Genomic DNA, 12,233 nt, shown 5'->3' with positions numbered 1-12,233 from the left:
CTTTATCCTTGCCCTCACCGTATCATATCTATTGATCTTGCACGCGCTATTGCGTTGATTTTCTCCTGTTGTCTCTGTTGCAAAAATTTAACCGCCATTTGAAACTCTTTTATGCAATCTTTATCATGAGACTGTTCTTTGGGGACCACTTTTGATAAATCAAAACCATATTTATGAATGGCATCATGTCCAAAACGTTTATCTAAAGCACTTTGTAGCTTTAAAAACTCTTGATTGATCTGCTCTGGTATCTTTGAATAACTATCACGACCAGCTTCAACATTTTTCATAAAAGTCACTGCTTCTTGTGAAAGCGAGGGGACTTCAACTTTCAATCGCTCACGCTCCCGTGTAAGCCTATTTATATGTCTCTCATAAGAATTCTTATAAAAGGATTGAAGCTTTTCAATAGAAGAAAGTGTACGAGGAACATGAGAAAGCGCTTCTTTTCGTTCTTTTCCTGTAGCCTTCAATTTATCGATAAAACGATCTGATCCACGCAGTTCTCCTGCTCTATCAGGTTCCCTTTCCAAAATATCAGATAATTTATCGCCTTTACCTGCTAAAATCGTTTGCTCAATCCTAAGCGCAGCCTCTTGTGGATCTCTATAAATAAATGCTAAACGACTGTTTAACTCCTTAAACATATTAACATAAGATTTTTCATTCCTAAGAGCGCTGAGCACCTTCTGTTCTAGATTAGAGTTATCCGTATAAGCAGCAAGGTATGGGGCTTTTTCTGTTGCTTTTAACGTAGCATTAACATCCCTTTGCGATTGCTCAACTTCAAGTTCTTCTTTTTGAAGTCTGCTAAAAGCTGTCTTTTCTCTATCCCAAGGAGTTTCAATCTTCTCTTTTTTTGTTCCAAGCACTCTTTATTAAGATCAATGCAAAAAGCAATATTTTTGCCAATACCTTGAGAAACATCATCCCTTTTATTTTCTGTAAACTTGGTAAGGTTCTTATAGATGAGTGCAGACAGATATTCTGAATTACCAAAATGTGCTTCAATTGACGCACGTGTCATTTCTTGTCGCTCAATACCCTTCCAGTTGATACGATAACCAGCTTCACAAGCAAGTTGCACCATAAATTCGCGCTGAGTGCGCCCATTCCCCTCTCGAAACGGATGCAACGCATTCAACTCGCCCATGTAATACCCAGCCCTTTGGCTAAAGTCATAAGCGCCAAGACCACGCAGATACTGTTCTTTTGCAAGCTTTTGTGTAATCTTCGGTGCATAACTTTCAATCTGATTATAACTAGCAAACATACTATTGCCTTTGGCAATATCCACTAAACGAACTTGTCCCGCGCCATTCATATATGTCACCAAACAGTCTTCTATGAATCTCTTTCATGTAATTCAGATCAAACTTACCACCAATAGGAGTATGTACAAATTCGAAAGATTTTACATAAGAAATCGTAGATTCTACACGCTGCAGTGTGGCTTTGTCTTTAATACCAAGCCGATTATACATCACACCAGTTTCATGATCAGTATAAGGATCACCGCTCCCCTTATACTTCCCCACGTTTTACCCGCTCCATATAATCTTTGATGATATCACTTATTTCAAGCTCTCCAATAATAACACGTTCCATTTGCTCAACGACTTTTGGATCTGGCTCTAATCCCTCTAAACGTTGGCTTGCCAATGCATTTTTAGCAGCAAAGCGACGTCGCTTAATTTCCTCTTCACTCAACATATAAAACCCTCCTTTGCTTATATTTATTATAGCCAAGCAGACTACAGAAACAAGATTTTATTGCCTTATCTTACCGTGTCACATCTTTTGCCTTTATCCGCACTATCGCGTTATTTTGCTCTTCCACATGTCTTTGTTGCAAAAATTTAACAACCATTTGAAGCTCTTTTATGCGTTCTTTATCATGAGACTGTTGTTAAAAAATTGCTTTTGATAAATCATAGTTTGTTTGCATAGCAAGCCAAGCACGTGCTGTGCTTACACCAGACATTTCAAGCCTAATAGCAAGATTAGCACTCATAGCGGCTTTTCCATTTAAAACTCTAGAAAGTGCTCCACGAGATATACCAAGCCACTCTGCTGCTTCATTAACGGATAAACCAAGCTCTTTGATCACATCTTCACGCAATAACTCACCAGGATGTGAAGGATTCTTCATCATTATTTAGATCTCATTTTTGATGATAATTTAGATAATCAACCATTTCGACATCTATGCTATCAAAGCGAAATATTACACGACAATTTCCATTTACAGTAATTGACCAATAATCCTTGAAATCGCCTTTTAGCAGATGTAATCAAAAAGACGGATAACTCAAATCTTTTGGCGATATAGCAACTTCAAAAACACCCAGAATACGCTTCAATTTTTGAGCATGGGCAGTTCTAATCCCTTTAGTCGTACCAGTATTATAGCAGGATTCAATCCTCTTATATTTAAATCCTAAAATCATAAATTAATATAGCCTGTAACACTACAAGATACAAAAAACGTTCATTATTTTTATACCACAGGGCTTTTTTTACTTTATAAACATTAGAACTGTCGTGAAAAAATTGCTCATTCTCATCTCTCTCATTATTCTACTCATTATTAGAAAAGTATAAGTTCATAATTAGGAGGAGCTAAACGTAATAGGAGCGCATCATATCCCCAATTGGCAGCTGCACTTAGAAACATAACGACGATATAACCAATGACCATTGCTGTTTGATGTTCATAAGGATCTGCCCCCGCTGTATATCCAGTAAAAAGAATGAATAAGACTAATAAATCCCCCCTGCTATAAACTCTGTTAAAATAATAACTGGTTTACGAATAAGTAAAAGAAAAAGGAAAATCAAAAAAGGTATATTTTAAATATCTTACGAACTATAGAACACTCTACGCGTTATATTTATTAGAACTCTATTTTTCTCTTTTTTATTTAATTGATTAGTAGATAGAATATCCATTACCGTTATTACATCACTCACATAGTTAATAATCACAACTTTTGTAATTGCCAAAATCCCACATTACAATAAGATCTTTATCAAAAGATAATCTGATAATTTTCTCAAAAAATTCAAGATTCCTCAAGTGCAGTACCCATGCGTACATCATGATGAATAATAACATCCATCAACTCTGTCACGACTGTGTCCAATACTTCTCGTGCATCGCCTTCAGCCATAAGGCGGATAACCGGCTCAGTTCCAGAAGCACGGATCACCAGCCGTGCCTCTTTTCCCAACCGCTTCTCTGCTTGATCAATGGCCGCTTTGACTGGATTTTTTTTCAAAACATTTTTATTTTTAATCGTTACATTTTTTAAAATTTGCGGTACAGGTTCAAACCGTTTACACAATTGGCTCATAGGACTTTGACTTTCCTTCATACAGGCTAAAATCTGCAATGCAGCCACCAAGCCATCACCCGTTGTACCAAAATCACTGAGCACAATATGCCCAGAAGCCTCACCACCCACATTATATCCCTTTTGGCGCATAGCATCGACAACATAACGATCTCCAACATTTGTCCTTACAAGGTGCAATCCTTTACTGTGCAAGAAACGCTCCAGTCCAAGATTTGACATAATCGTTGTGACAACACCATTGCGCCGTAATCGTCCCATTTTATGCCAATTTTCAGCAATTACAGCAATCAACTGATCTCCATCAACCGTTTGTGCTTTTTCATCAACAATAAGAACACGATCTCCATCTCCATCAAGAGCAATCCCCACATCAGCACGCACTTCATGCACTTTTCGTTTTAAAGAGCTTAAATCGGTTGATCCACATTTTTGATTAATATTGGTACCATTGGGCTCATCATGAATAGCAAAAACCTCAGCCCCCAATTCCCATAAAGCACGGGGAGCAGCTTTATAAGCAGCCCCATTGGCACAATCCACAACAATACGCAAAGCATCTAAGCGAACATCACGCGGCAAGGTTCGTTTGGCATATTCAATATAACGATAAATATCCCCCTCAACCCGCTTTGCATAACCAATTTCAGCAGAACTTGCTAAAGACTTTGAAAGATCTGTATCGATCAATTGTTCAATTTTAGCTTCCATATCATCTGAAAGTTTAAAACCATCAGGACCAAAAAGTTTAATGCCATTATCATAGAACGGATTATGAGAAGCAGAAATCATCACCCCAAGATCCGCTCGCAAAGAGCGGCAAAGCATTGCAACAGCAGGTGTTGGCACTGGACCCAATAAAAAAGCTTCCATCCCCGCAGAAGTCAACCCTGAAACCAAAGCATTTTCCAACATATAGCCAGATAATCGTGTATCCTTACCAATCACCACACGACGTGATTGATGTTGTGAGCGGAATAAAACCCCTACAGCCATCCCCACCTTCATGGCAAAATCGGGTGTCATAGGAAATGAATTGGCTTTCCCCCGAATCCCATCTGTACCAAAATATTTTTGCACCATGCCTCTTTCCTTTAATATATAATTCTTCCCTTGGCTTTTCTTTAAAACCCTAACAAGCCCCCTTGGTACAATAGTCCCCTCCCCATATAAAATCAGATCATTGATCTAAACCTTCATGCATTTAGACAATCAAGAATCCTATTCATCATCTACACATCTAAACCCCTCTCAACCCATTATGTTCACACCCTCACACATAAAAGCAATAGTATCTCCTCAAAATGCTTTACACATCTCCTGAACACAACCAAAGGATAATCTCACACATTTGCTAAACCCGTAAAAAACCCCAGCACCTAACCTCTAACCTTATCAAATCCGTAAGGAAATCTATCGCCAACCTCACACCTTGCTAAATCAGTAAAGGAAAATACCACCTCGCCTTATCGCCTGCTAAAACTGTCATCATACAACAGCTTTGCTTAATTTTTTGCTTCCATATTTTTGCAAATATTACATTAAAGGCGCAAGCTTTGCTTGCGCCTTTCTCAAAGAATTTAGAAGTTTTCCTAAAACATCGTTACTCAAGCGTTATTAAGCAGTTCTTATTTTTCTTTATCATCTCCCGCAGTACTGGGCTTCTTTTCAGCATTACTTTTAGAGCGGTTGACTGATTTTGTGGTACCTTTTGTGCTTTGCGCTTTTTTCTCAGTCTCATCCGATCGGACTTCATTAGACTGAGCCTCCTTAGGCTCAACATTACCGGATTTTGCTGTTTTTTTCCCAACAACTCCCTCTGCTTTGTCTGCCTCTAGTTTACTGATCTCTACTTTATGAGGCGCTGTGTTAGCGTTTTTTTCATCTTCCACTGTTGTCTCTGTCTTCATTTTTCCAGTTTTTGGAACAGAAGATCCCCGTGGCGCAGCATTCTCATCTTTCTGTGTGCGTGAAGGAGGCTTTCCTGCAATAACTTCGTTAATTTCAGCTCCCGTTAAAGTCTCATATTCCAACAAACCTTGTGCCAAAGCAAACCATTCTTTTCTTTTTGTTTTCAAAATGTTAGTCGCATTTTTATAGGCATCATCAATAAGCTTACGCACTTCCATATCAATCATGCGCGCTGTTTCTTCAGAGACATTTTGTGTTCGCGCAACAGAATGACCCAAAAAGACTTCATCTTGGTTATCGCCATAAGCTACATTTCCAAGCAGATCAGAAAATCCCCACCGTGTGATCATTGCGCGTGCTAGTTTAGTTGCTTGCTCAATATCAGAAGAAGCACCGGATGTGATATTTTCCTTTCCAAACTTTAATTCTTCAGCCACACGTCCACCCATCATAATGGCCAAACGAGAAATCATCCACCGATAACTCATGGAATAGCGGTCGCCTTCAGGCAATTGCATCACCATTCCCAATGCTCTTCCCCTTGGAACGATTGTTGCTTTGTGGACAGGATCAGCAACTGGCACATTAAGAGCCACAATAGCATGCCCTGCTTCGTGATAAGCAGTGAGTTCTTTTTCCTCTTGTGTCATAGCAGTTGAACGACGTTCAGCCCCCATCATCACCTTATCTTTGGCATCTTCGAATTCTTGCATCGTGACAACTCTTTTATTACGGCTCGCAGCCATAAGAGCAGCTTCATTGACCAAATTCATCAGGTCTGCACCGGAAAATCCTGGTGTTCCCCTTGCCAAAATTTTCAAATCAACGTTAGGTGCTAAAGGCACGTTGCGCACATGCACTTTCAAGATTTGTTCACGCCCAGAAACATCAGGATTTGGCACAACAACTTGTCGGTCGAAACGCCCTGGTCTTAACAAAGCGGGATCAAGCACATCGGGACGGTTTGTTGCGGCAATAAGAATAATACTTTCATTGGGCTCAAACCCATCCATCTCGACAAGCAACTGATTTAAGGTCTGTTCACGTTCATCGTTTCCACCACCAAGTCCAGCCCCCCGATGACGTCCAACAGCATCGATTTCATCGATAAAAATAATACAAGGTGCATTTTTTTTAGCCTGTTCGAACATATCGCGCACACGGCTCGCCCCAACACCAACAAACATTTCAACAAAATCAGATCCTGAAATGGTAAAGAATGGCACATTGGCTTCACCTGCCACAGAACGTGCTAGCAAAGTTTTACCGGTTCCAGGAGGACCAACAAGCAAAACACCGCGCGGAATACGTCCCCCTAAGCGTTGAAATTTTTGTGGTTCGCGTAAAAATTCAACAATTTCTTGAAGATCTTGCTTTGCTTCTTCAACGCCAGCAACATCTTTAAAGGTAACACGTCCTTGCGCTTCATTAAGCAATTTTGCTTTTGATTTCCCAAATCCCATTGCACCGCGTGATCCATTTTGCATTTGCCGCATAAAAAAGACCCACGCCCCCACGATAATAATAACAGGCAATAAGGAAAAGAGGAGATTGAGGAAAATGCTATTTCCAGAGCTTTCCGGAACAGCTTTAACATTAACGTTTTTGCTTTCCAATTTTTGTATCAAACCTGGATCGCGAGGAGCATAGGTTGAGATAGTTCTATGTTCAATGGTTTGTCCTGTTAATTTTTGACCTTGAATGGTCACAGATTTTAACTCATTATTCTCAACTTTTTGCAAAAATTCAGAATAGGAGACTTCTCCACCACCAGAACGCTGACTATCTCCATTAAAGAGAGAAAACGACACAATCAAAATGAAGGCAATAACTCCCCAAATAAGGAGAGAGCGGTAATTGGAATTCATATTCAGCCCACTTAATCAAATATAGATTTCAAACAGTTCCCCTTAACATATAACCTTGTCAGCCCCTTGCCAAGAGATGAGAAGCTGTTTATTTTCTTTTAGAGTAATTTTCCTTTATCTTTTCACCTTAATATTAAAAAAAGGTTCCACAACATTTACCAAGGCAGCATCTTCTCGTGAAGAAAGCCAATCGAAAGGTGCCATAATACGCTTGATTATAACATGTTTATGAACAACTGCTTGAGAAATCAACTCTGGAATATCATACCCTTTGTGATTTGAGATCATCAGCAGCGATTGTAAAGAGGGAAAATGAGGCTTTTCAAGCTCAAAATCGCTATTTTTTAATAAAAATTTCAGCTGTTCTAAATTTGCGGCTCCAACCTTTATAGCCTCAGATCCATGATTTATGATTTGATAGCGCCCATCCCATATAAAAGTTTTATCTGGCTCAACGATAGCCTCTTTCATATTTCGCCCTTCACGCCACAAAGAAATTCCGTGCTTGTTATATTCAATAACAGAGCCCGCATAAGTAAAACGCTTCTTTTCTGGAGAATCGAGACAGAGTTTTTGAACAAGCATGCTTAATTTCTGATTGGGAAGTAAATAAAATCCCCCTCCCATCAGCACCGCAAAGAGCCCCACCACAAAAGGAAAACTGGAATGTTTCTGTAAAAATAGCGCAGGCTTTGCTATGAAACAACGCCCATGTTGAACAGTAATATCCAGCGCTAAGATCAAATCAGCGATATTTTTCGCTTGTTGACGACGCTGCAATGCGGCTTCATTTATTTTTTGAGCAATATAAGCCAATTTTTCAGGATGAAGAGATTGACGCACGCGCACACGCTCAAATTTGCGATCTTCATTGGTTGGATCATCAATCCATGTTTGTCCTTGTAAGCGTAAATAATTCCGTAATGTTTGGCGTTTTACACCAAGGAGTGGACGAATCAAACGTACTTTTCTATGCAACAACGCTTCACGCGGAATACAGGATAAACCACGCTCATAGAGGAGACCATAGTTTTTTTCGGCAATATTTTTTCTCGTTTCTCTGGCATGATCCTCATCATGTATACCCTCGGCTTCACCGCGCAAAGAACCGGCAAAACCACTGGAATAAACCTCATCACGCATGGCACCAACTTCACCGTGCAACGCACCAGCAAAACCGCCCGCAGAAACTCCATCACGCATGGCACCAACTTCACCGTGCAATGCACCTCTATTTTTTTGGAGACGTTGATACCGCATTTGATAGGTTTCAACCTGATCATTGAGTGTATGGCCCGTCATAATAACTGATGCACCTTGTTTTTGTGCTTCTTTAACCAAAAGATCATAGCGTGCAACACGAGCACTGGAAGCAATATGCGTCTTTGGTTTTTCGCCTTCCCACCGCACAGCGATATGTTTAATGTGATAAACGCGACAAATTTTCGCAACAGTTTCTGCTTCACGCGTCGATTCTTTACGCAATTGATGATCAACCGTGACAACAATCATTTCTGGAGGAACTGAGAGAGTTTCCAAATGCTCTTTGACCAAAAGCATCAAAGCCAAAGAATCACTCCCCCCTGAGACGGCAAGAATCAACTTCTGACATTGAATAAAATCCGATGTTTTAAAGAGATTTCTTGCCAGTCTAACGCACACCGAAAACGACCTCGCTATTTATTCTGCAGGTTTACAAAAAATAGACTCTAGTGTGTTTTGACGTTTTGATTTTTTCACAAAATGAGCACAATCGTCTTTATTTGGCTCAAGAGCGACCATACTTCTTGCTAATTTCAGCAAAATCTCAGAGGTATAGAGCTTCTTTTTATCTGCATACCATGCGGTAAGATAAACTTGCGCTGCTTCATGATAGCGTTTTTGTCCCAACAAAGATTCAGCCAACCAAAATAAAGCATCATCACTCAAAGAATCTTTTTTGTAACGATTTTGAAAAGCGCAAAAGCTTTTTTCAGCATCAACATAGTTGGCAGAACGAATAAAATCATACCCTTCCTTATACAAAGCTTTAGAAGAAGAAAGATTGTCACTCTGATATGCTTCAATTGGAGCACTTACTTCATGCGCTTTTTTAAAATGTTTAGTGTTTTCATGATCATGGCTCTCCACCTTAGCTTCCACAGCAGCAACCTGTGTCTGATCACCTGCACTATGGTCCTGCTCCATCTCTTCTTTTACAGTCTGAGATTTTTCATCCACAGCGGACTTTTCAAAAGAACAAGAATAAACAGAAGAGGCTTTTTGATCAAAAAGTCCATGAAACTGCTTGTTAACATTTTTTAGATTGTTATGCTCAAGCACCATTCGTATTTTATGCAAAAGCTTATCTAAATCATAATCTTTAAATAAAGCCTGTTGATTCTCTAAAATAATCCCTTGGTGCTCCACAACACTAGCGGCTTTTTCCACCGCGCTAGATGCTGCTTTATCAGCTGCTTCAGGCGCTTTCTTCACTGCATCAATAGCCTTATCAACAGCGTCAGTGGCTTTTTCCACTACACTAGACGCCGCTTTATCAGCTGCTTCAGGTGCTTTCTTCACTGCATCGACAGCCTTATCAACAGTGTCAGTAGCTTTTTCCTCCACGCTAGATGCCGCTTTATCAGCTGCATCAGGTGCTTTCTTCACTGCATCGATAGCCTTATTAACAGCGTCAGTGGCTTTTTCCTCCACGCTAGATGCTGCTTTATCTGCTGCTTCAGGTGCTGTCTTCACAGCATCAATAGCCTTATTAACAGTGTCAGTGGCTTTTTCCACTACACTAGATGCTGCTTTATCAGCTGCATCAGGTGCTTTCTTCACTGCATCGATAGCCTTATCAACAGCGTCAGTGGCTTTTTCCACCGCACTAGACGCTGCTTTATCAGCTGCTTCAGGTGCTTTCTTCACTGCATCAACAGCCTTATCAACAGCGTCAGTAGCTTTTTCCTCCACGCTAGACGCTGCTTTATCAGCTGCTTCAGGTGCTGTCTTCACTGCATCAATAGCCTTATTAACAGTGTCAGTGGCTTTTTCCACCGCACTAGACGCTGCTTTATCTGCTGCTTCAGGTGCTTTCTTCACTGCATCGACAGCCTTATCAACAGCGTCAGTAGCTTTTTCCACCGCACTAGACGCTGCTTTATCAGCTGCTTCAGGTGCTTTCTTCACTGCATCGATAGCCTTATTAACAGTGTCAGTAGCTTTTTCCACCGCACTAGACGCTGCTTTATCAGCTGCTTCAGGTGCTTTCTTCACAGCATCAACAGCCTTATCAACAGCGTCAGTAGCTTTTTCCTCCGCACTAGATGCTGCTTTATCTGCTGCTTCAGGTGCTGTCTTCACAGCATCAATAGCCTTATCAACAGCGTCAGTAGCTTTTTCCTCCACGCTAGATGCCGCTTTATCTGCTGCTTCAGGTGCTGTCTTCACAGCATCAATAGCCTTATCAACAGTGTCAGTGGCTTTTTCCTCCGCATCAGATGCCTTATCAACTGCATCAACTTTATCTGTATCATGTGCAGGATATTCGGAAGCCTTTCGTGCCGCACTTTGAACAAGTGAAGTAGAACAAGCTATGAAAACCGCCATATAAAAGAGTGTTTTCCAATTGATTTTACGATACATTCTTTTTTCCCCTTAAGAGCTCATTGAATAGTTGAAACAAACAATCTTCTTTTTAATGACTATTCATGTCACTCAACGTTGTTACTGCACGTCGATTTTGATTCCAACAGGAAATATCATCACATACTGCTACAGGTCTTTCTTTTCCGTAAGAAATTGTTTGAATCCGTTGTTCAGACACACCTAGAGATACCAAATAGTTTCGCACAGCAACAGCGCGGCGCTGTCCAAGTGCCAAGTTATATTCACGTGTTCCCCTCTCATCAGCATGACCTTCGATCATAATAGAATAATAAGGATAATGAAGCAACCATTCTGCTTGGCGCGTTAAAATACGTTCAGCATCAGCATCAAGTGAAGAAGAATCGAGACCAAAAAACACGCGATCACCCACATTAACCGTAAATTCTTGTCCTGAGCCTGGTGACACCTGGTTCAAACCAGCATCATTCATATAAGCGCCATTCATACCGTTAAGTGCACCGACATTTTTTTTGCCACACCCACCCAGGCATAGTGAGAAAAGAAAGAGGATAGCTAAAGAATGAGAGAGTTTTTTTTTGGTAGAGCGCATAGTCCGTTTCTCCTTGAGTGTCATAAAGAAAGGTAAATTCTTAAAAAGATTTCCAAGAATAACCGTTAATTCCTAATGAAGACGAAATTTTTCTATTTTTTTGGTCATCATTTTTATTTTTGAGTCTCTGCCAAATTTTCTCTCTCCAGCCATTCCTCTAACATTTCCATAAGAAATGTTTTCCTTATACGTCATGGCTTTTTATGCATCATCTTGATCTTGACGATTTTTTTGCAGCGCGTTCAGCTTTGCAAAAACTTTATCAGCATCAAAAGTCTTATGCAGATTATCTTCACTCTCATTTTCCTCTAGGTCAGCGTTTTCCGTCACAGAAGCGGGAAGCAACGACCTATCTTCTTCTGCAGCAACAGGACGATTTTTCGCTGCACGCTGGAGCTCAAAATCTAAATCGATTTGCGAACACAAACCAAGTCCTACAGGATCAAGAGGAACCAAATTTGCACTATTCCAGTGGGTTCTAAGGCGGATTTGTTCAATTGTCGCTTTTGTTGTCCCAATCAACCGTGCAATTTGTGCATCTTTCAACTCCGGATGGTTCGTGACCAACCATAGGATACCATTGGGACGATCTTGGCGTCGAGAAAGAGGGATATAGCGCGCCCCTTTTCGTTTTTTTTCAGGAATATGCACCCTAGATTGAGAAATTTTCAAGCGTGCGTTTTGATCAGCCTCCACCCGTGCAATTTCACTGCGCGTCAATTGTCCAGAACTAATCGGATCTAAACCTTTAATACCATAAGCCGCATCACCATCAGCAATAGCTTTTACTTCCAAGACATGCAATTTACAAAATTCTGCAATCTGATCAAAAGAAAGAGCTGTATTATCAACCAACCAAACAGCTGTTGCTTTGGGCATCAAAAGTTGCGTTGCCAT

Annotated in this window: 12 protein-coding genes; all 12 read right to left on the bottom strand. The window is 40.4% G+C overall.

What is annotated here, in order from left to right:
- Positions 1-14: 14 nt before the first annotated feature.
- Positions 15-848: a BID domain-containing protein gene (locus ACFIJR_RS03520; RefSeq protein ID WP_375653693.1), complete on the bottom strand. Its 834-nt coding sequence runs from the start codon at positions 846-848 to the stop codon at positions 15-17.
- Positions 749-1,324: a Fic/DOC family protein gene (locus ACFIJR_RS03515; protein ID WP_375625276.1), complete on the bottom strand. Its 576-nt coding sequence runs from the start codon at positions 1,322-1,324 to the stop codon at positions 749-751. Before ACFIJR_RS03515 ends, ACFIJR_RS03520 begins: the two co-directional genes overlap by 100 nt.
- Positions 1,275-1,538, bottom strand: a complete 264-nt coding sequence (locus tag ACFIJR_RS03510) for a hypothetical protein (RefSeq protein WP_375625275.1) — start codon at positions 1,536-1,538, stop codon at positions 1,275-1,277. The genes ACFIJR_RS03515 and ACFIJR_RS03510 overlap by 50 nt, the downstream gene beginning before the upstream one ends.
- A complete protein-coding gene (locus ACFIJR_RS03505) occupies positions 1,525-1,713 on the bottom strand; it encodes an antitoxin VbhA family protein (protein ID WP_375625274.1) in 189 nt (62 codons plus the stop codon). The genes ACFIJR_RS03510 and ACFIJR_RS03505 overlap by 14 nt, the downstream gene beginning before the upstream one ends.
- A gap of 196 nt (positions 1,714-1,909) precedes the next feature.
- The gene (locus ACFIJR_RS03500) at positions 1,910-2,155 is read right to left on the bottom strand and encodes a HigA family addiction module antitoxin (protein WP_375625273.1); all 246 of its coding nucleotides are present in this window, start codon (positions 2,153-2,155) and stop codon (positions 1,910-1,912) included.
- Positions 2,156-2,165: 10 nt separating this feature from the next.
- Positions 2,166-2,288, bottom strand: a complete 123-nt coding sequence (locus tag ACFIJR_RS03495; RefSeq protein ID WP_375625407.1) for a type II toxin-antitoxin system RelE/ParE family toxin — start codon at positions 2,286-2,288, stop codon at positions 2,166-2,168.
- Positions 2,289-3,065: 777 nt separating this feature from the next.
- Positions 3,066-4,439: a phosphoglucosamine mutase gene (gene glmM, locus ACFIJR_RS03490; RefSeq protein ID WP_375625271.1), complete on the bottom strand. Its 1,374-nt coding sequence runs from the start codon at positions 4,437-4,439 to the stop codon at positions 3,066-3,068.
- Positions 4,440-4,984: 545 nt separating this feature from the next.
- Complete coding sequence (gene ftsH / locus ACFIJR_RS03485) at positions 4,985-7,135, bottom strand: ATP-dependent zinc metalloprotease FtsH (RefSeq protein ID WP_375626535.1); 2,151 nt, start codon at positions 7,133-7,135, stop codon at positions 4,985-4,987.
- A gap of 114 nt (positions 7,136-7,249) precedes the next feature.
- Complete coding sequence (tilS, locus tag ACFIJR_RS03480) at positions 7,250-8,797, bottom strand: tRNA lysidine(34) synthetase TilS (RefSeq protein WP_375653606.1); 1,548 nt, start codon at positions 8,795-8,797, stop codon at positions 7,250-7,252.
- Between the two features lie 18 nt (positions 8,798-8,815).
- Positions 8,816-10,762: a tol-pal system protein gene (locus tag ACFIJR_RS03475; RefSeq protein WP_375653605.1), complete on the bottom strand. Its 1,947-nt coding sequence runs from the start codon at positions 10,760-10,762 to the stop codon at positions 8,816-8,818.
- 52 nt (positions 10,763-10,814) lie between these two features.
- On the bottom strand, positions 10,815-11,336 hold the full coding sequence (gene pal / locus ACFIJR_RS03470; protein WP_375626541.1) for a peptidoglycan-associated lipoprotein Pal: 522 nt from the start codon (positions 11,334-11,336) through the stop codon (positions 10,815-10,817).
- Between the two features lie 201 nt (positions 11,337-11,537).
- The gene (locus tag ACFIJR_RS03465) at positions 11,538-12,233 is read right to left on the bottom strand and encodes a DUF1013 domain-containing protein (RefSeq protein WP_375625266.1); all 696 of its coding nucleotides are present in this window, start codon (positions 12,231-12,233) and stop codon (positions 11,538-11,540) included.

Origin of the sequence: Bartonella sp. OD88NMGDW, assembly GCF_042193775.1 — a bacterium.
GTDB lineage: Bacteria > Pseudomonadota > Alphaproteobacteria > Rhizobiales > Rhizobiaceae > Bartonella > Bartonella grahamii.
Note: the sequence above shows the minus strand (reverse complement) of the source record. Positions and strands in the feature narration are given on the sequence as shown.

Bases quoted from the DNA above. Each gene is read 5' to 3' on its own strand.
- ACFIJR_RS03475 (WP_375653605.1), bottom strand. From the start codon at position 10,762: ATGTATCGTAAAATCAATTGGAAAACACTCTTTTATATGGCGGTTTTC.
- pal (WP_375626541.1), bottom strand. From the start codon at position 11,336: ATGCGCTCTACCAAAAAAAAACTCTCTCATTCTTTAGCTATCCTCTTT.
- ACFIJR_RS03515 (WP_375625276.1), bottom strand. From the start codon at position 1,324: ATGAATGGCGCGGGACAAGTTCGTTTAGTGGATATTGCCAAAGGCAAT.
- glmM (WP_375625271.1), bottom strand. From the start codon at position 4,439: ATGGTGCAAAAATATTTTGGTACAGATGGGATTCGGGGGAAAGCCAAT.
- ACFIJR_RS03465 (WP_375625266.1), bottom strand. From the start codon at position 12,233: ATGGCAACGCAACTTTTGATGCCCAAAGCAACAGCTGTTTGGTTGGTT.
- ACFIJR_RS03500 (WP_375625273.1), bottom strand. From the start codon at position 2,155: ATGATGAAGAATCCTTCACATCCTGGTGAGTTATTGCGTGAAGATGTG.
- ftsH (WP_375626535.1), bottom strand. From the start codon at position 7,135: ATGAATTCCAATTACCGCTCTCTCCTTATTTGGGGAGTTATTGCCTTC.
- ACFIJR_RS03505 (WP_375625274.1), bottom strand. From the start codon at position 1,713: ATGTTGAGTGAAGAGGAAATTAAGCGACGTCGCTTTGCTGCTAAAAAT.